We start from the raw sequence: 18,392 nt of genomic DNA on the forward strand, positions 1-18,392 counted from the left end.
CATGACCGCCCGCCGCACCAAATTCTACCTCGACAAGGTCAATGGCAAATGGATGGGCGTATGCTCGGGCATCGCCGACTATACCGGGATCGACGTGACCTGGGTTCGCGTCGGGGCGGTGCTCGTCACCCTGATGGGCGCCTTCCCCTGGACGCTGGTGGCCTATTTCGCCGCCGTCTATTTCGCCGATAACAAGCCGTCGGGCCTCTATGCGGATCGCGACGACCAGAAATTCTGGCAGGGTGTGCGCACCAACCCGACCCGCTCGACCCGCGACGTCCGCTCCAAGTTCCGCGACATTGATCGCCGGCTGGCCGACATCGAAATCTACTACACCAGCCGCAACACCCGCCTCGCCGACGAGATCGACAGCCTGCGCTGAGTGCCGCGTCGGGGCCTCATAACAGGGGAGAATGTTCATGAGCTTTAGTGGACCCTATTTCGTCCTCGCCATCATCGCCATGTCGACGCTGGGCTGGATGTTCACCACCTGGGTCCGTGCCCGGCACGGCTATCCGGTGGAAAATGAGTGGACTGGCACCGTTGATCGAACGGATGCCGACGCTGGTCGAAAAATCGACCTTCTTTCAAACGAAAACGAAAAGCTGGTTGGCCGCATCAGCCGTCTCGAAGAGCGCATCGCCGTGCTGGAGAGGATCGCCACCGATCCTGCCACCCGCACCGCGCGCGACATCGACGCGCTGCGCTGACACCGGCCGGCCAAGGGGAGTTAAACCATGATGTTTCCATTTGAAGCCTTTGCCCCGGTGGCGATCATCGTCGGATCGCTGGCGGTGGGCGGCTGGATCTTCACCACCTGGCTGCGCGTGAAGAATGGCTATCCGCTGGAAAACAGCTGGGGCAAGCCCGTCTATCCGCAGAAGAATGCGGAAATGATCGAGCGCATCAAGCTGCTGAGCCAGGAAAACGCGCAGCTACGGGCCGAGATCGGGTCGATGAAGGATCGCCTCATCGTGGTCGAACGCATCGTCACCGATGAAAGCCATCAGTTGAACCGCGAGATCGAACAGTTGCGCCGCCCCGCCAACTGATCGCGCGACTCCATCAAGGGACAAGACAGATGATCGACAATCCTTTTTCCATGGTCGTCCTTATCGTGGCGATCGTCGCAATCTCGCGGGTTTTGCAGGCAAAATATGGCGTCGCGCGCCACGGCAAGGGCGAAGCGCTGATCCAGCGCGGCCCCGATCCGGAAACGGAACGGCTGCGCGCGGAGGTCAAGGCGCTCAAGGACCGTGTGGCCGTGCTGGAACGGCTGGCGACGGATGGCTCCACCGCGCTGGAGCGGGAATTCGAAAAACTCCGGGACCGCGACTGATCGCTGGCAACCGGAAAGGGAGGCTTAAATGCAAGACCCCTATCTCTACATCACACTGGCGGCGGCCAGCCTGGCCGGCCTCTCCATCATCACGGCCGCCGGCCTGCGCGGCTGGAACGGCTGGCTGGAACTCAAGCGCGCCGAACTGATCCGCTATGGCCACGGCGAGGACAGCGGTCCCCCCACCGCCGCCGCCCGGATCGAGGTCGCCGATCTCAAGGAACGCATCCGCAAGCTGGAAGCGATCGCCGCCGGCGTGGATCTGTAAAAGTCTCTACTATCCGTTCGTGCTGATTAGGGGCTGAGCGAAATCGAAGCCCCGTATCGAAGCATCCGATCTTTGATACTCCCCTTCGACTTCGCTCAGTGGCTACCCAGCAAGAACGGGAGAAAATAGAGGGCGCGGTGTCTGAACGCCGCACCCCTTTCCGAATTTTAGAGCATCGTGCGGAAAAGTGGGAACCGGTTTTTCGCTTAAAACGATGCAAAAACAAAAAACTAGAGTGCCCGCCCTGCATCGGATTTAACGCAGCGCGCTCTAGCCCCGCAAACTACCGCCCAGCTTCTGCGCGGCCTTGACCACGGCGGCGCTGATCGCCTCCAGCTCGTCCTGACTGAAGCTCTTCTCGCCCGGCTGCAACGTCACCTCGATGGCGAGCGACTTATAGCCATCCTCCACGCCCGGCCCGACGAAGACGTCGAACAGACGGACATCGACGATGCTCTTCTTGTCCGCGCCTTTCACGCCGCGCACCAGCGCATCGGCCTCGACCGTGTCCGGCACAAGGAAGGCGAAGTCCCGCTTCACCGCCTGCAACGCCGGCGGCGCATAGGGCGCGCGCATGAAGCCGCTCTTGCGCTTGCCCGGAATGGCGTCGAGGAAGATTTCGCCCGCGACCACGGTGCCGATGAGGCCGAACTGCTTCGCCAGCGACGGATGCAGCACGCCATATTCGGCCAACACCACCTTCGGCCCCAGCCGCAGCGTACCCGACTGGCCGGGGTGATAGGCGGCGGACGCTTCCCCGAAATTCTGGAGATTGCCCACCGGCGCACCGGCGGCGGCCAGCAACGCGATCACCTCCGCCTTGGCATCGAACGCATCGAACGCCTGCGCCTTGCCGCTTTGCCAGCCACGCGGTGTCTTTTCACCGGCCAGAACGAAACCGACGGTCGCACGCTCGCCCTGCTTGAAATAGCGACGGCCCAGCTCGAACAGGCGCACGCTCGTCGCGCTGCGATCGACATTGCGCTTCGTCGCCGACAGCAGGCCAGGCAGCAGCGAAGGCCGCATGACCTTCAGATCTTCGGAGATCGGATTGGCCAGCGTCCAGTCACCCCCGCCCACGGCAGCGGCTTCCTTTTCGGACAGGAACGACCAGTTGATCGCCTCGGCCAAACCGCGCGCCGCCGCGGTGCGACGCACCCGACGCTCGACCAGTTGCTCTGGCGTGGCGGTCGGGCGGGCGACGCCCGGCACCCGCGGAAGCGGCGTGGAGGGCACATGGTCCAGACCGACGATGCGCACCACTTCCTCGACGATATCGGGCCAGCCATCGACGTCGCGCCGCCATGTCGGGACCGTGATGGTCCAGCTAGCCGGCACGCTGACGGGCATGCCATCCTGATATTCGAAGCCGCCCCCGGTGGCGTTCACCACAAAGCCGAGGCTTTCGAGGATGCGCTGCTGCTCATCCGCCGGCACATCCACGCCGGCTAGCGCCAGGCACTGGTCGGGACTGTAAGCGACGGTCTTCGGCGTCGCGGGCGGCGTCCCGGCGCGGGTCGACTCGCTCGCCGTACCACCGCACAGTTTCACCACCAGATCGGTCGCGATCGACAGGCCATCGTCCAGAAATGCCGGATCGACGCCCCGCTCGAACCGGCCGCGCGCATCACTGGTCAGGGTCAGCTTCTGCCCCGTCATCGCGATGCGTTCCGGCGTGAAATAGGCGCATTCGATCAGCACGTCGGTCGTGCCGTCCTGAGCGCCCGAATGTTCGCCGCCCATGATGCCGCCGATATCGTGCACGGCTTCATCGTCGGCGATGACCGTCATCGTCTCATCGACCGTGTAGGTCTTGCCGTTCAGCGCCAGAACCTGCTCGCCGGCCTTGCCCTTGCGGGCGACAAGGCCGCCCTTCAGCGTCGCCATGTCATAGACATGCAGCGGCCGGCCCAGGTCGATCATGATATAATTGGTGATGTCGACCAAAGTGCTGATCGGCTTCTGCCCGATCGCCTTCAACCGCTTGGCTATCCAGTGGGGCGAAGCCCCATTGGTCACGCCGCGCACGGTGCGGGCGAAGAAAGCCGGGCACCCATCCACATCGTCGGTGCGCACATCCGGTCCCGGACCTACGCCCTTGATGGTCGGCACGATGATGGCATTGAGCGTACCAAGACCCGCCGCCGCCAGATCGCGCGCGATGCCGCGCACACCCATGCAATCCTGCCGGTTCGGGGTGACGGATACGTCGATCACCGGATCGTTCAGGCCCGCCCAGTCGGCATAGACCTGACCCACCGGCGCAGTGTCCGCCAGTTCGATGATGCCGTCATGATCCTCGCCCAGTTCCAGTTCGCGGGTGGAACACATCATGCCGTTGGATTCGACGCCGCGGATCGCGGTCTTCTTCAGCACCATGCCGTTCGATGGCACCATGGCGCCTTCGACCCCGAACACGCCGATCAGGCCCGCGCGGGCATTGGGCGCGCCGCACACGACCTGCAACGGCGATCCATCGCCATGGTCGACGCTCAGTATCTGCAACTTGTCGGCCTGCGGATGACGCTCGGCGGTCAGCACCCTGGCGATCTTGAACCCGGCCAGTTTCTCGGCAGGATTCTCGACGCCTTCGACCTCAAGCCCGATAGCGTTCAGCGTCTTGAGGATCGTCGTCAGGTCCGCGTCGGTTTTCAGATGCGTCTTGAGCCAGCTCAGGGTGAACTTCATGCGCCGACTCCTCCCGACAGCGTAGGCACATCGAGCGCCGAGAATCCATAATGTTTCAGCCAGCGCAGGTCGCCGTCGAAGAAGGCGCGCAAGTCGTTCATCCCATATTTCAGCATGGCGAGCCGATCGACCCCGGTGCCGAAGGCAAAGCCCTGCCATTCGTCCGGATCAAGCCCGCACGCCTCGATCACCCGCCGGTTGACCATGCCGCTGCCCAGCACTTCCAGCCAGCCGCCGCCAGCCGCATCGCCGTCGCCGCCGATGACCCGCTGGCCGTTCGTCAGCGTATAGCCGACATCGACCTCGACCGATGGTTCGGTGAAGGGGAAGTAGCTGGGGCGCAGGCGCAGGACGATATCCTCGCGCTCGAAAAACGCCTTCAGGAACGTCTCCAGCGTCCATTTCAGGTGACCCAGCGTAATGCCCTTGTCGATCACCAGCCCCTCGATCTGGTGGAACATCGGCGTGTGGGTTGCGTCAGAGTCGCTGCGATAGACGCGGCCCGGCGCGATGATGCGGATCGGCGGCTCCTGCGTCATCATGGTACGGATCTGCACCGGCGATGTGTGAGTGCGCAGCAGCATCCGCTTCTGCCCCTCTTCATCGGGGAAGTAGAATGTGTCGTGCATCGCGCGCGCCGGGTGCGTCTCTGGAATATTGAGCGCGGTGAAATTGTGCCAGTCGTCCTCGATCTCCGGCCCCGTGGCGACCGAGAAGCCCAGGTCGGCGAAGATTTCCGCCAGTTCGTCCATCACTTGGCTGACTGCATGGACCGACCCTTGCGGACCCAGATCGGCGGGCAGGGTCATGTCGACCTTCTCCGACGCCAGCTTCGCGTCCAGCGCGACCTGCTCCAACGCGGCCTTCCTGTCGGCCAGCGCAGCCGTCACGCTCTCGCGCAGATCCTGGATCAACGGGCCTTTCGCCATCCGCTCGTCGGGCGACATGCCACCCAGCGTCTTCAAGAGGCCAGTCACGACCCCGCTCTTGCCCAGTGCGCCCACGCGCAACGCCTCCAACGCATCGAGCGTGTCGGTGGCGGCGATGTCGGCGATCAGGCCGGCTTTCAGATTGGCAATTTCACTCATCCACTGTCATTCCCGCGAAGGCGGGAATCCATCTCCCGGCCTGTCCAAATATCATGGCGCTCAATCGACGCGCCGACTCTCCAATGGCTCAAATCCCAGATCGACCGCCAAATCCCTCCAGTCGGGATTAGCCTGTTCGATCAGGTTGATCTTCCATTGCCTGTTCCACTTCTTGATCTGCTTTTCACGCCGGATTGCCTCTTCCCTCGATCCGCCGCCTTCAAACCAGACCAGTCGCTGGATGCCGTAGTCTTTAGAGAAGCCTTCGATCAAGCCCGAACGATGCTGATAGAGGCGTTGAAGCAGGTTTGATGTGACGCCGATATAGAGAGTGCCGTTCTTGTGGCTCGCCAATATGTAAATTGTCGGATCGAAGTCGCGCTGCATCGACTATGCCCGGAGATGGATTCCCGCCTTCGCGGGAATGACGGAGTTTTTACGCCCGCGCGCCCAGCAACGCCCCGCCAAAGCCTATGAACATCAATCCGGTCCCACGATTGAACAGCTTCTGCCGGTTGACAGGTTCCAGCCAGCGAGCGAGGCGCAGGCCGCCCAGCGCATAGACGCCATACCAGAAGCTCTCGATCACCACGAAGCTGGCGATCAGGACCGCGAGCTGCAACCAGAAGGGCCGCTCCAGGTCGATGAACTGGGGGAACAGCGCAGCGGCGAAGATGATCAGCTTGGGATTGGCGAGGCCGGTCAGAAGGCCAGTGCCATAGAGGGCGCGGGCCGAACGGGCGTTGGTCGCCCGCGCTTCGCTGCCGCCCACCGGCGCGCGCCATGCCTTGATCCCCAGCCAGACCAGATAGGCGACGCCGGCATAGCGCAGCACGTCGAACAGCCGTGGCGACGCTTTGAGCAACGCGCCAAGGCCGAGCGCCGAGGCGATCAGGCACAGCAGCACCGCGCTCATCAGCCCCGCCATCGTGGCGAGCGCCTTGCGCGGGCCATGGGCGATGCTCTGCGTCATCACATGCAGCATGTTGGGGCCGGGCGTAGCCGAAATCAGGAAGACCGCCGTAACGTACAACCACCAGAGATGCAGCGACATGGGATGGTTCCTCGATGCTGAGGTTCAACCAACCTCCGTTCACCCTGAGCCTGTCGAAGGGTGGTGCTTGCCTCGAAAGACGCAGCACGAACAGAGATAGAGTAAAAACAAAAAGGGCGCCGAAGCCATCTGCCCCGGCGCCCTTTTCAAGACGATCTTGCGATCAGTCCGCTCAGGCTGCGGGCAGCGCAGCCTTCGCCTGGGCGATGATGGCGCTGAACGCCTCGCCTTCGTGCATCGCGATGTCGGCCAGAACCTTCCGGTCCAGTTCGACGCCGGCCAGCTTCAGGCCGTGCATGAACTGCGAATAGGTCAGGCCTTCGGCGCGGACGCCGGCGTTGATGCGCTGGATCCACAGACCACGGAAGGTGCGCTTCTTGACCTTACGGTCGCGATAAGCGTACTGGCCGGCCTTTTCGACGGCCTGGCGAGCGACACGGATCGTATTCTTGCGACGGCCATAATAGCCCTTCGCCTGATCCAAAATCCGCTTATGCTTCGCCTTGGTGGTTACACCACGTTTTACGCGTGCCATGTGCCTCTACTCCTTACTTCAGGCCGTAGGGCGCCCAGAGGCGCACGTGTGCCACGTCCGAATCCGACAGCACGGACGTGCCACGGTTCTGACGGATATATTTCGCGTTATGGCTGATAAGACGGTGACGCTTGCCAGCGACGCCATGCTTCACCTTGCCGGTGGCGGTGAACTTGAAGCGCTTCTTCACACCGCTCTTGGTCTTCATCTTGGGCATTTTCGTCTCCTTGTTTGGCGCGACGATTACAGACAGCCACGGCAGCCCTAGTTAGCCGGGCGGTCTCACTGAATATCGCGAAGGGCGGCCCTTAGTTGCCTACGGCGCAAAAGGCAAGCGATTCGCCGCCAATTTAGTGATCGTGATGATGCCCATGATCGTGCCCGGCCGCATGCAGCGCCTCCAGCACATCCTCCAGCCGCGCCGGATCGCCCAGCGCCAGCACATGGCCTTCGCTGTCCGCCGTCAGCGGCTCGCCATGCCAATCGCACATCAGTCCGCCCGCGCCCTCGACCACCGGCACCAGCGCGGCGAAATCATAGCTTTGCAGCCCTGACTCGATGACGATGTCCAGAAAGCCTGACGCCAGCAGCCCGTAATTATAGCAGTCCCCGCCATAGACCGGCCCCTGACGCGGCGATCCGCCCGACACGGCGGCGACCAGCGCCATATAATGGGGCACGTCGCCCTCGGCGAACAGATGCGGGCTGGTGGTGGCGATGCCCGCGCCCTCCAGTGCCTTGCACGCCCGCGTCCGCACCGGCTTGCCGTTGAACGTGGTCGGCTGCCCGCTCATCCCGGCCCACCGTTCCTGCGCGATCGGCTGGTCGATGATGCCGATGGTCGGCCATCCTCCCTGCGTCAGCGCGATCAGCGTGCCGAATATCGGCCGCCCGGCGATGAAGCTGCGCGTCCCGTCGATCGGGTCCAATATCCAAACCCGCTCGGCATCCTCGCGCACCGATCCATATTCCTCGCCGATGATGCCGTCGCCCGGCCGTTCCTTTTCCAATATCGCCCGAATCGCGGCCTCGGCGGCGCGATCGGCCTCCGTCACCGGCGACTTGTCCGCCTTGATCTCCATATCGTAGCGGGCGCGGAAAAAGGGGCGGATGGCCGCGCCGGCGGCGTCGGCAAGGCGGTTGGCAAGGGCCAGGTCGTCGCGGGTGGTCATGCCTCCCGCCTAGCGGTTGCGCCGCCGTTGCGCTAGACTGAACGGTGCAACAGAAGAAGGAGAGGCCCATGCCCGGTTCGCCCATCATCCCGTGCCTGCGCTATGCCGACGCCCCCGCCGCCATCGACTTTCTGTGCGCCGCCTTCGGCTTCTCCCGCCACGCCGTCCATCCCGACGAAGCCGATCCCACGATCATCCACCATGCCCAGCTGATCCTGGGTGACGGCATGGTCATGCTCGGCAGCGTCAAGGATATGGAGGGCGAATCGCTCTACACCTGGTCCACCGCCCGCGATCTGGGCGGCATCACCGCCTGCGTCTATATTGTCGTGCCCGATCCCGATGCTCACTGCCTCCACGCCCGTAACGAAGGCGCCGTGGTGGTGCAGGAACCGCAGGCCAATGACGGCTATCCCGGCCGCGGCTACACGGCGCTCGATCCCGAAGGCAATGTCTGGAGCTTCGGCAGCTACGATCCTTGGACCGATTAAGTCTTCGGCAACCCGGCCGTTCTATCCTGCATCGTCAAAGGGGGGGCGCATGGCGCTGATCGGCTGGTTCCTGAGTTTTATCGGCCTGTTCGCGGGCCTCGCCCTGCGGCAGGACATGCCGTTCGGCGGATCGGCGACATTGTCCAACCTGGCGATCGGCTTTGCGCTGCTCGCCTGCCCGATGCTCTGGCGCGAAAAGCCGCTCGGCATCTCGCGCGGCCAACGCATCGTCGTCGCGCTGGTCATGATCCTGACCGTGCCGCTAGTGATGCTGCCAGCGGCTTAAAACACCGCCTTATTCCGACACGGTGGCTGCTTTTGCTCGCTTTCGCTCCAGCGCCCGCTCAGCTTTTTTCACCATCGCCGCAGCGCTGGCCGGGGGGTCGCCATCGACAACCTCTCGTTTCAACACTTCCGTCGCGACCAGAAGCGCAATTTCTTCATCCGTGACTTTGACTTCGAAGAGACGCCGCATTTCCTTGCGCACGGTGGCGCTGACGGCCGCCCCCTTTAGAAGGTCCGCAATCACGAAGCGATTAACGATCTGCGCCTGTTGATGAAACGCGGTCAGTGCATCGGTGGACACATTCTCCCGGCACAGCAAAAATAGCTTGGCGATGTCATCAGCCACTCGCGTCGATAGCTTGCATATGTCGAGTGAGAAAACTTCTTCATAATCAATAGGCTGCCCAAACTTGATCCGGTAAATCTTCCACTCGATGGCGTTTGTGAGAATGATCCACTCTATGCCCTGATGTGCGCCGTAATTGATCGCCTGGCGAAGATGCGTGTTGTTGAGGTTGATGCCGGCGGCCTTTACTTCGGCGAGATAGTAAATCTTGCCTTCGACCTTCACCGCCAGGTCACAAAAAGTGCCTCTTATCTGCTGTTCGCTGGTTAATTCGGTATATTTGTCGTAGCCAAATATATCGGTGAGCATGTCTTTGACGACAGTGACTGTGTCAGCTTCTGATATGTCGCGCTCACGCAACTTACCAACAATTTTCTGGTAGTGCTTGAGGCCCGCGATGATACGGTCATGAGCACGCTTTGGAATTCTAACATTGGTGCTCATCTCAGATATCTCCCCACCTCAAGTCAGAGGGAAGCTATCGACTTGCAATAATTGAGCAACTCCAAAAATACATGGTTCGCTGGTGATGCTGCCAGCGGCCTGAACTTTCAGTCGAACAAACTGGACACCGAGCTTTCGTCGGCGATGCGCTTGATCGCTTCGCCCAGCAGCGGGGCGATCGGCAGGTGGCGGACGCGGCTGCTGCTGTTCACAGCCTCGGTGCCCTGGATCGAATCGGTGATGACCAGTTCCAGCAGTTCCGACGCATCGACCCGCGCCACCGCGCCGCCCGACAGCACGCCATGGCTGACATAGGCGATGACGTCTTCGGCGCCCTGCGCCTTCAGCGCGGCGGCGGCGTTGCACAACGTGCCGGCCGAATCGACGATATCGTCGATCAGGATGCAGAACCGGCCCTTCACGTCGCCGATGATGTTCATCACCTCGGATTCGCCGGCGCGCTCGCGGCGCTTGTCGACGATGGCCAGCGGCGCGTTGTCCAGCCGCTTGGCCAGCGCGCGGGCACGCACCACGCCCCCGACGTCGGGCGACACCACCATGATATTCTTGTCGCCGAAGCGCGCCTGGATATCCGCCGACATCACCGGCGCACCGAACAGATTGTCGGTCGGAATGTCGAAGAAGCCCTGGATCTGACCCGCATGCAGATCGACCGACAATACGCGGTCGGCGCCCGCCGTGGTGATCAGATTGGCGACCAGCTTGGCGCTGATCGGCGTGCGCGGGCCGGGCTTCCGGTCCTGCCGGGCATAGCCGAAATAGGGGACGACCGCCGTGATTCGCTTGGCCGACGCGCGCTTGAGCGCATCGATCATGATCAGCAATTCCATCAGATTGTCGTTGGTCGGATAGGCCGTCGACTGGATCACGAACACGTCCTCGCCACGGACATTCTCATGAATTTCCACGAAAACTTCCTCATCCGCGAAACGGCGGACGCTGGCGTCGGTCAGGGGGATTTCGATATAGTCGGCGATGGCGGCCGCAAGCGGCTTGTTCGAGTTGCCGGTCATGAGTTTCATGGCGAAAATCCCCAGGCTGATTGGCGTGACGAATTGATGACGATGCGCGAAACGCGGCCCCTGTAGCGGCGCAGGACGCATGTGGAAAGGCGCTTTTGCGCCCGCCGACGAAATCGACTAGGGGCCAAGCCATGACCGACAAACTCGTGATCGCGCTCGCACAGATGACCCAGTCCATGGGCGACCCCCGTGCCAATGCCGACGCCATGCTGGAATGGCGCGCGCGGGCGCAGGGGGCGGACCTCATCGTCTATCCCGAACTGCAACTGATCGGCTATCCGCCCGAGGATCTGGTGCTCAAGCCCGCCCTGCTCGATCAGGCCAATTATCATCTCGACCGGATGGCGCAGGAAACGGCGGATGGCGGCCCGGCGATGCTGGTCGGCACCGTGGTCGCCTCGCAGGGGGTGCTGTTCAACGTCGTCGCCCTGCTGGAAAATGGCGCTGTCACCGCGATCCGGCAGAAGCGCGAACTGCCCAATTACGGCACGTTCGATGAAAAGCGGCTCTTCGCCCCCGGCCCGCTGCCCGCCCCGATCCTGTTCAAGGGCGTGAAGATCGGCGTCCCCATCTGCGAGGATATCTGGTTCCCCTTCGTCACCGCCCATCTGCGGGCCGAGGGCGCGGAAATCCTGATCAGTCCCAATGGCAGCCCGTTCGAGGTCGACAAGGACGATCGCCGCCTCAACGCCGTCGCCGGCACCCGCGTCCGCGAAACCGGCCTGCCGCTCGTCTATCTGAACCGCGTCGGCGGGCAGGACGAACTGGTGTTCGACGGCGCGTCCTTCGTCATGAACGGCGACCTTGGCGTCGCGCAGCAGCTTCCCGACTGGGAAGAAGCGCTGGTGCTGACCACATGGGAAAAATGGGACGGCCAGTGGGTCTGCCTGCCCGGCGATCAGCATGATCTCGATCCGCGCCCGGCCGACATCTACAACGCCATGGTGCTGGGCCTGCGCGACTATGTGAACCGCAACCGCTTCCCCGGCGTCGTGCTGGGGCTTTCCGGTGGCATCGATTCCGCCCTCTCCGCCGCCGTCGCGGTCGATGCGCTGGGCGCAGACCGTGTCTGGTGCGTGATGATGCCCTCGCGTTTCACCAGCCAGGACAGCCTGGACGATGCGGTGGAATGCGCCCGCCTGCTGGGCGTCCGCTACGACACCATCCCCATCGAGCCGGCCGTCGCCGCCTTCGACACGATGCTTGGCCCCGTCTTCGAAGGCCGCAGCCGCGACCTCGCCGAAGAAAATATCCAGTCGCGCATCCGGGGCGTCACCCTGATGGGCCTCTCCAACAAATTCGGCCACATGCTGCTGACCACCGGCAACAAGAGCGAAATGTCGGTCGGCTACGCCACCATCTATGGCGACATGGCGGGCGGCTATTCCGTGTTGAAGGACGCCTACAAGACCACCGTGTTCGACCTGTGCCGCTGGCGCAACGCCAACATGCCGTCGCTGGGCGAAGGCTTCGGCCCCACCGGTCCCGTGATGCCGGAGCGCGTCATCACCAAGCCGCCCAGCGCCGAACTGCGCGACAATCAGCGCGACGACGACAGCCTGCCACCCTATGAAATTCTCGATCCCATCCTCTATGGCCTGGTCGAGGAGGAATTGTCGGTCGACAAGCTGGTCGAACGCGGCTTCGAGAAAGAGATGGTCGCCCGTATCGAGCGCCTGCTCTACATCGCCGAATATAAGCGCCGCCAATCGCCCCCCGGCGTGAAGCTGGGCATCCGCAATTTCGGCCGCGACCGCCGCTATCCGATCACCAACGGCTTCCGCAGCATCTAACCCATGGAAAAGGCCGTTCGTACTGAATAGGGGCTGAGCGAAGTCGAAGCCCTGTATCGAAGCATCCATCCTTCGATACGCCATTTCGACTTCGCTCAATGGCTACTCAGGACGAACGGGTTGTATTTATGACCGTCATCACCCGCTTCGCCCCGTCGCCCACCGGCCACCTTCATGTCGGCAATATCCGCGCCGCGCTCCACAACTGGCTGTGGGCGCGCAAGTCCGGCGGCCAGTTCCTGCTGCGCCTGGACGATACCGATCTCGAACGCTCGCGCCCCGAATATGCGGACTCGATTCAGGCGGACCTCGCATGGCTCGGCCTCCACTGGGACGGTGAGGAAAAACAGTCCGACCGCTTCGCCCTTTACGAAGCCCGGTTCGCGGCGCTCAAGGCGTCCGGCCATGTCTACCCCGCCTATGAAACGAGCCAGGAACTCGACCTGCGCCGCAAGGTACTGCTCGGTCGCGGCCTGCCGCCCGTCTACGACCGCGCCGCCCTGTCGCTGACCCCGGACCAGATCGCCGCCCATGAAGCCGAAGGCCGCACCCCCCATTGGCGCTTCAAGCTGGACCATGACCAGCCGATCGTCTGGACCGACCTCATTCGCGGCGATCAGCGCTTCGATCCCAAACTCCTGTCCGATCCTGTCATCCGCCGCGCCGACGGTTCATGGCTCTACATGCTCCCCTCGGTCATCGACGATATCGACATGGGCGTCACCCATGTCCTGCGCGGGGAGGATCATGTCTCCAACACCGCGACCCAGATTCAGATGTTCACGGCGCTCGGCGCATCGCTCCCGGCCTTCGCCCATGAAGCGTTGCTGACCGGCAGCGAAGGCAAGCTGTCCAAGCGCCTCGGCTCGCTCGGCGTCGCCCATTTCCGCGACATCGGCCTCGAAGCCATGAGCGTCGCCGCCTTGCTCGCGCGCCTCGGCACGTCGCAGCCGATCGAACCCTTCGCCGACATGGCGCCGCTGATCGCCCATTTCGATTTCGCCCATTTCGGCCGCGCCCCCGCCCGCTTCGATGAGGCCGAACTGGCGACCCTCAACCAGAAGATCGTCCATCTCCTCCCCTATGAAGCGGTCGCCGATCGCCTGCCCGACGGCATGGACGCGCCGGCATGGGCCGCGATCCGCCCCAATCTGGAAACGGTGGCGGGCGCAGCCGACTGGTGGCGCATCGTCACCGGCCCGATCACCGCGCCCGCACCGGCGGAGGAGGACCACGACTTCCTCGCCACAGCCCACCGCATCCTGTCGGGCGCGACCTTCGACGCCGACATCTGGCGCACCTTGACCAATGCGCTGAAGGAAGAGACGGGCCGCAAGGGCAAGCCCCTCTTCCTCCCCCTGCGCCGCGCGCTCACAGGGCTGGACCACGGCCCCGACATGGCGCTGTTGCTGCCGCTGATCGGGCGGGATGAGGCGCTGGCGCGATTGGCGAAATAGAGTAAGCGGGCGAATGGCAGGCGAAATCACGTTTCAACCGACCGAAGCTGACTATCTCACGGCAGCAAAGGCCTTCTATCTGAGGCAGGTTCGCTCGCATCGATTTTTTGGCAGGCTCGCAATGCTGGTCGCCTTCGCGCTCACCTTGGTCGTAGGCGCGCTTCTGCTGCTTGGTACGCCTGTTCTCGAAGCGCTCATGTCCGGCATCGTGGGGGCCTTGTCTGGACTTGTGGCCTTGGTGCCCTGCCTCGGACTTAATTATTTGCTCCTGCCGCGTCGTGCCAGACGGCTTTTCAAACAAAGCAAGTCGCAGCACCAGCCGATGACATTTGGTTGGTCTGCAAATGACTCCTTCTGGCATTCCGCCCATGCCGAGCAGCGCTTACCCTGGTTGCATTATCATCGCTGGCGCGAAACCGGATCGGTCTATCTCCTCTATCTGAACGACACGCTCTACCAATTCGTGCCGCGTCATGTTCTGACGGCAGGGCAGGATACGGATCTTCGCGAAACGCTGATCGCCAGCGGCCTTCCACGGCGTTGACACCGGCAGGATGATCTTGTCGAATTCCTCCGCCTTCTCTGCGCCTCCGCGCGAACAATTTTGACGCGCGCGGAGAATGCGGAGGGCAAGAGGGCGCTACCATCCCCCGGATCGTTGCCAGGGTGGCAGCCCCTCCTATTTCCCTTCCAAAATAGGATTTGGCCTGATCTGTCCTGAAGGATGGACCAGTCTGCCCTGCACTGTCGCGCCCGCCCGCATGCGCCCCTCCAACAGGAACGCACCCGTGACCTATCCGGCGCGTCCCCGGTGCAAGACCGTCGCGTCGCCATGATCCAACAGGCGCACCCCTGGCGCGTCGGCGGCGCACATCTGTCGCGATTCCGGCCTGAAACCGCCAAAATGCGACCCCATCGACGGTGTGAACTTTGGCGCCATGACCCTGTCGGTCGAATCCGTGACCCTGAAACCGACGATTCCGTCAGGCCCGCAACGCCTCCAGCGCCTTGCCCACGGCCGCAATCCCTTCGGGTGAGGCTGCAAAGCCCATATGGGTGCAATCCACCTCGATCGCCTTGTCGCGCTCGCTGCTGCGACCGCGCGAACATTCGGGTAAAATCACGCCGTCCCGCTGCGACCACAAGGCGACGGTCGGCACCGGCGGCTTGGCCTCGCGGGTGCAGGGGAAGGGCGGGCGATCGACCGGAAAACCGGACACCAGTTGATAGAGACGCCAGGCATGATTGGCGCGCGGATCGCCGGAAAAGGGCGTGCCCATCGTCACCACGCCACCCACTTTGTGCGCAGCGAACTTGGCATATTCACGCGCATACAGCCCACCAAGGCTCCAGCCTACCAGCGTCACCGGCGCGCCGGTCCGTTTACGGATCGCGTCCACACGCTGGTCGATCTTGTCCAGGCTGTCGGGCTTCGGCCCGAAATTGCGGCCCATGCCCCAGTCATGCGCGTCGTAACCGGCCGTGTTCAATATGTCGCGCAGCCAGCCCATCCGCTGTTCCGACGCCATCAGGCCGGGGATCAGCAGCACGCTGCGCCCGTCGCCCGTCATCTGTCCGGCCAGCATCGCGGCCTGCGCGCGCGTCCGCTTCAGGTCGAAGGGCACGCTCAGATTGCCCAGCAACTGCTGAACGGGCGGAAGCTGCGACGCGCGCGGACCGGCCGCTAGGCGATCTTTCCAGAAACTGCTGACAGCTTGAGCGTAAGGCGGCACGATGACGATGATCCCTGAATCCGACCGCGGGCACGCGACGGGAAACGATGACAGTATCGTGACAACGCAGGACGCGTCTATGGGTTTCGCCTCATGCGATCAACGGTTCGTCGTTTGTGACAGGGCTTTAAGGGGCGAGAGGGGACGTCTGGCTCACCGCCGCACCCTCGGTCCCGCGCAATTCCCGAGGTTCCAGGATCGCCGCCGTCTCGATCAGGTCCAGCGCGCGCCGCGCTTCCAGATAGCGGCGGGTATATTGCATCCAGCGGTCCGCCGCCGCCCGGCCCGGCATCCGCTCGACCTCGGCCAGCGCCGCACTCACCCGGCCGCCGTCGATATAGCGCAGCGCCCGGTCCATCGCGACCTGCGGCCGGGGGGAGGGGGTGGACGCCTTGCGGATGGTGATCAGTTCGCGCGCCTCATGCTCCAGCGCATCCCACCAGCCCGCTCCGGCCGGTGGCGTGGTCAACTGGACGGACACGTCCATCAACCCGCCGCGCAGGTCAGCGAGCGTGATCGGCTCGCGCGCGGCATTGATGATGGCGGCGACGGCGCGCGGTTGCGCCTGGCCGAAGCGCAGCCGCAACTGCCCCTCGACATAGCCGAGCGGCGTTCCGCTATCGAGTGCACGGCGCGCGGCGAAGGCGACGAGCAGCCCTTCCGCCCGCGCGGCATTGCCCGACGCGGCCTGCGCCTCCACGGTGATGCGGTTCAGCCGTTCCTCCAGTTGCATGACCCGGCCGTCCAGCATCTGCGCCGCATCGGCGGTCAACGGCCGGACGGTCGGGGCGGGATTGGCGGCCCCGATCAGCCCCTGCGCGGGGGCAGTCTTGGTCGATTGCGGCTGCGGATCGCCCCAGCGGCGCTGGATCTGCGGCCAGGCCCATACGGTCAGCACGACACCCAAAGCAAAGGCCATCAGGGTCAGGATCAGCAATGGCAACAGGCTGCGACGGCGCGCGGGCGGCGGCACAGTGCCGATCGTGCCGACCCCATCCTCGTCGTTCATGCGGACCCTTTCGTCTGTCATTGCCCCGTCATTCGCACAATCGAAGGGCAAGGGCCAGCATATCGTCATCGCGCGGCAGGGCAGGGGCCTGCCCACTGGCCCAGCCATCGCCGCATGCGGCCAATGTCGCCGCGCTGATCGCCACGATATGCAGGTGCTCGCGTCGGTCCCGCCCGATCTGTTCCGCCAGCCGGACAGCCGCGCGCGGCGAGTGGACCAGCAGGATCGACCCCGACACCGTGTCTGTAATCAGCGCCGGATCGGGTGGCAGGCCGGTCATGCCATAGACGGCGATCCGCCTGATATCGAGCGCCCCCGTCTTCATCGGCGCGACCGTCGTGCCGGCCAGATGCAGCACCCGGCCATGTCCGTCGTTGATGATCCGCGCCGCGATCGCGCTGCCGTCGCTGTCGCCGGCAACGACCATGGGAAAACCGGCCTCCGCCAATGCCTGTGCCGTGGCTGCCCCGACGGCATAGGCGGGCAGGCCGCGATAATGGAGCAAAGCCGGCCCGGCGAAGGCCACGCCATGGGCGCTGGTCAGCAGCAGCGCGTCGAAATCCTCCGGCACCGGCGGCGTCCAGTCGACCGGCTGCGGCGCGAACAGCGGATGTATCCGCGCCTCCATGCCCAGCGCCGCCGCCTTGGCCGCCGTCCTGCCCGCCGCCGGTTCGGGGCGCAGGATCAGGACGCGCTTCACCCGTCGAACAGCGCGCGCAGCGCCGGACTGGCCCGCTCCAGCAGGGCTCGGCCGATCGCTTCCGCTGTCACGGCGTCCTCGCGCGGCAGCCGCGCTTCCTCGCGCACCGTTTCCTGCCCGTCGGGGCTGATGATCTCGGCGATCATATACAGGCCGTCCGCTTCCACGCGCGCCAGTGCCGCGATCGGCGAATGGCAGGTGCCACCCAACCCCTTGAGCACGCTGCGTTCGGCCATCACCGCGTCGAACGTGTCACGATCGTTGATCGCCGCCAGCGCCGCGACCATGGCGTCATTGGCGGCCAGCGTTTCGATCCCCACCGCGCCCTGCGACGGCGCCGGCAACATCAGGTCGATCGGTATCGTCACGCCGACATCGCTTTGGCCCAGCCGGTCCAGCCCGGCCGCCGCCAGCAGCGTCGCATGCACCTCGCCCGCATCCAGCTTGGCCAGCCGCGTGGCGACATTGCCGCGAAACAAAGTGATGGTCGCATCGGGCCGCAACCGCTTCACCTGCGCGGCGCGGCGCGGAGAGCTCGTCCCCACCAGCGGATTGGCCGGCAGCGCGTCGAAACTCTCCACCCCGACCAGCTTGTCGCGCACATCGGCGCGCGGCAGCATGGCGGCGATGCAGAAGGCGTCCGGGCGCAGCGTCTCCACATCCTTCATGCTGTGGACCGAAAAGTCGATGTCGCCAGCCACCAGCGCCCGGTCCAGTTCCTTGGTCCATAGCGCCTTGCCGCCGATGTCGGCCAGCGCCCGGTTCTGTATTCGGTCGCCGCTGGTCAGCACGGTGACGATCTGCACGGCATCCTCCGTCCAGCCGTGGACGGCGCACAGGGCGCGGGCGGTCATATGGGCCTGGGCCAGCGCCAGAGGCGATCCTCTGGTGCCGAGGCGCAACGGTCGGCCATGATCTCTTTGGGCAGTGAAAAGCATATGCGGCTT

The 18,392-nt window shown here is 64.0% G+C and carries 23 protein-coding genes; 10 read left to right on the forward strand and 13 right to left on the reverse strand.

The genetic code is table 11. The features are described 5' to 3' along the window. Window position 1 precedes the first annotated feature (1 nt). Genes pspC through ASE85_RS15910 form a run of 5 tightly spaced genes read left to right on the forward strand, consistent with a single transcriptional unit; the run spans window position 2 to window position 1,607 of the window. Complete coding sequence (gene pspC, locus ASE85_RS15890; protein ID WP_056690466.1) at window positions 2-382, forward strand: envelope stress response membrane protein PspC; 381 nt, start codon at window positions 2-4, stop codon at window positions 380-382. Window positions 383-419: 37 nt separating this feature from the next. Continuing rightward, window positions 420-710: a hypothetical protein gene (locus ASE85_RS15895; protein ID WP_056691227.1), complete on the forward strand. Its 291-nt coding sequence runs from the start codon at window positions 420-422 to the stop codon at window positions 708-710. Between the two features lie 30 nt (window positions 711-740). Next, window positions 741-1,052: a hypothetical protein gene (locus ASE85_RS15900; protein WP_056691229.1), complete on the forward strand. Its 312-nt coding sequence runs from the start codon at window positions 741-743 to the stop codon at window positions 1,050-1,052. 29 nt (window positions 1,053-1,081) lie between these two features. Next, window positions 1,082-1,339 (forward strand): hypothetical protein, encoded by a 258-nt coding sequence (locus ASE85_RS15905; RefSeq protein WP_056690469.1) that lies wholly within the window; start codon window positions 1,082-1,084, stop codon window positions 1,337-1,339. Window positions 1,340-1,367: 28 nt separating this feature from the next. Next, the gene (locus ASE85_RS15910; protein WP_056690472.1) at window positions 1,368-1,607 is read left to right on the forward strand and encodes a hypothetical protein; all 240 of its coding nucleotides are present in this window, start codon (window positions 1,368-1,370) and stop codon (window positions 1,605-1,607) included. 270 nt (window positions 1,608-1,877) lie between these two features. Here the strand turns inward: ASE85_RS15910 and pheT are convergent, their stop codons facing one another. From pheT to hisN, 7 genes are all read right to left on the reverse strand, one after another. Next, complete coding sequence (gene pheT, locus ASE85_RS15915; RefSeq protein ID WP_056690475.1) at window positions 1,878-4,295, reverse strand: phenylalanine--tRNA ligase subunit beta; 2,418 nt, start codon at window positions 4,293-4,295, stop codon at window positions 1,878-1,880. Continuing rightward, window positions 4,292-5,383, reverse strand: coding sequence for a phenylalanine--tRNA ligase subunit alpha (pheS, locus tag ASE85_RS15920; RefSeq protein ID WP_056690478.1), 1,092 nt, complete (start codon window positions 5,381-5,383; stop codon window positions 4,292-4,294). Before pheS ends, pheT begins: the two co-directional genes overlap by 4 nt. Window positions 5,384-5,443: 60 nt before the next feature. Next, entirely contained in the window at window positions 5,444-5,770 is a 327-nt protein-coding gene (locus tag ASE85_RS15925; RefSeq protein ID WP_056690481.1) for a GIY-YIG nuclease family protein, read from the reverse strand. A gap of 49 nt (window positions 5,771-5,819) precedes the next feature. Then, a complete protein-coding gene (locus ASE85_RS15930; protein ID WP_056690484.1) occupies window positions 5,820-6,437 on the reverse strand; it encodes a LysE family translocator in 618 nt (205 codons plus the stop codon). Window positions 6,438-6,609: 172 nt separating this feature from the next. After that, window positions 6,610-6,972 carry a 50S ribosomal protein L20 gene (rplT, locus tag ASE85_RS15935; protein ID WP_056690489.1) on the reverse strand — a complete coding sequence of 121 codons (363 nt, stop codon included), beginning with the start codon at window positions 6,970-6,972 and terminating at the stop codon, window positions 6,610-6,612. Between the two features lie 13 nt (window positions 6,973-6,985). Continuing rightward, window positions 6,986-7,189 (reverse strand): 50S ribosomal protein L35, encoded by a 204-nt coding sequence (rpmI, locus tag ASE85_RS15940; RefSeq protein WP_056690492.1) that lies wholly within the window; start codon window positions 7,187-7,189, stop codon window positions 6,986-6,988. A gap of 133 nt (window positions 7,190-7,322) precedes the next feature. Then, window positions 7,323-8,144: a histidinol-phosphatase gene (gene hisN / locus ASE85_RS15945; RefSeq protein WP_056690495.1), complete on the reverse strand. Its 822-nt coding sequence runs from the start codon at window positions 8,142-8,144 to the stop codon at window positions 7,323-7,325. Window positions 8,145-8,212: 68 nt separating this feature from the next. Here hisN and ASE85_RS15950 point away from each other — a divergent pair, with 68 nt between their 5' ends. Beyond that, window positions 8,213-8,635 carry a VOC family protein gene (locus ASE85_RS15950; protein ID WP_056690498.1) on the forward strand — a complete coding sequence of 141 codons (423 nt, stop codon included), beginning with the start codon at window positions 8,213-8,215 and terminating at the stop codon, window positions 8,633-8,635. Between the two features lie 49 nt (window positions 8,636-8,684). Then, entirely contained in the window at window positions 8,685-8,921 is a 237-nt protein-coding gene (locus ASE85_RS15955) for a hypothetical protein (protein ID WP_056690501.1), read from the forward strand. Window positions 8,922-8,930: 9 nt separating this feature from the next. Here the strand turns inward: ASE85_RS15955 and ASE85_RS15960 are convergent, their stop codons facing one another. Both ASE85_RS15960 and ASE85_RS15965 read right to left on the reverse strand, forming a co-directional pair. Continuing rightward, window positions 8,931-9,710, reverse strand: a complete 780-nt coding sequence (locus tag ASE85_RS15960) for a type I restriction enzyme HsdR N-terminal domain-containing protein (protein WP_056690504.1) — start codon at window positions 9,708-9,710, stop codon at window positions 8,931-8,933. Window positions 9,711-9,817: 107 nt separating this feature from the next. Beyond that, window positions 9,818-10,753 carry a ribose-phosphate pyrophosphokinase gene (locus ASE85_RS15965; protein WP_056691232.1) on the reverse strand — a complete coding sequence of 312 codons (936 nt, stop codon included), beginning with the start codon at window positions 10,751-10,753 and terminating at the stop codon, window positions 9,818-9,820. 131 nt (window positions 10,754-10,884) lie between these two features. Between ASE85_RS15965 and ASE85_RS15970 the strand changes: the two genes are divergently transcribed. The 3 genes from ASE85_RS15970 (at window position 10,885) to ASE85_RS15980 (ending at window position 14,547) form a co-directional block, all read left to right on the forward strand. Continuing rightward, the gene (locus ASE85_RS15970) at window positions 10,885-12,546 is read left to right on the forward strand and encodes an NAD+ synthase (RefSeq protein WP_056690506.1); all 1,662 of its coding nucleotides are present in this window, start codon (window positions 10,885-10,887) and stop codon (window positions 12,544-12,546) included. A gap of 128 nt (window positions 12,547-12,674) precedes the next feature. Then, on the forward strand, window positions 12,675-14,003 hold the full coding sequence (gene gltX, locus ASE85_RS15975; protein WP_056690511.1) for a glutamate--tRNA ligase: 1,329 nt from the start codon (window positions 12,675-12,677) through the stop codon (window positions 14,001-14,003). A gap of 13 nt (window positions 14,004-14,016) precedes the next feature. Further along, window positions 14,017-14,547: a YcxB family protein gene (locus ASE85_RS15980; RefSeq protein WP_056690513.1), complete on the forward strand. Its 531-nt coding sequence runs from the start codon at window positions 14,017-14,019 to the stop codon at window positions 14,545-14,547. 439 nt (window positions 14,548-14,986) lie between these two features. Here ASE85_RS15980 and ASE85_RS15985 read toward each other — a convergent pair whose 3' ends face one another. The 4 genes from ASE85_RS15985 to hemC form a co-directional block, all read right to left on the reverse strand. Then, complete coding sequence (locus tag ASE85_RS15985) at window positions 14,987-15,736, reverse strand: alpha/beta fold hydrolase (RefSeq protein ID WP_056690516.1); 750 nt, start codon at window positions 15,734-15,736, stop codon at window positions 14,987-14,989. A gap of 127 nt (window positions 15,737-15,863) precedes the next feature. Further along, on the reverse strand, window positions 15,864-16,766 hold the full coding sequence (locus tag ASE85_RS15990) for a hypothetical protein (RefSeq protein ID WP_235523577.1): 903 nt from the start codon (window positions 16,764-16,766) through the stop codon (window positions 15,864-15,866). A 7-nt stretch (window positions 16,767-16,773) separates the two neighbouring features. After that, window positions 16,774-17,445, reverse strand: a complete 672-nt coding sequence (locus ASE85_RS15995) for a uroporphyrinogen-III synthase (RefSeq protein WP_056690519.1) — start codon at window positions 17,443-17,445, stop codon at window positions 16,774-16,776. Beyond that, window positions 17,442-18,383: a hydroxymethylbilane synthase gene (gene hemC / locus ASE85_RS16000; protein WP_056690522.1), complete on the reverse strand. Its 942-nt coding sequence runs from the start codon at window positions 18,381-18,383 to the stop codon at window positions 17,442-17,444. Before hemC ends, ASE85_RS15995 begins: the two co-directional genes overlap by 4 nt. Window positions 18,384-18,392: the final 9 nt, after the last annotated feature.

It is taken from the genome of Sphingobium sp. Leaf26, from assembly GCF_001421665.1.
GTDB lineage: Bacteria > Pseudomonadota > Alphaproteobacteria > Sphingomonadales > Sphingomonadaceae > Sphingobium.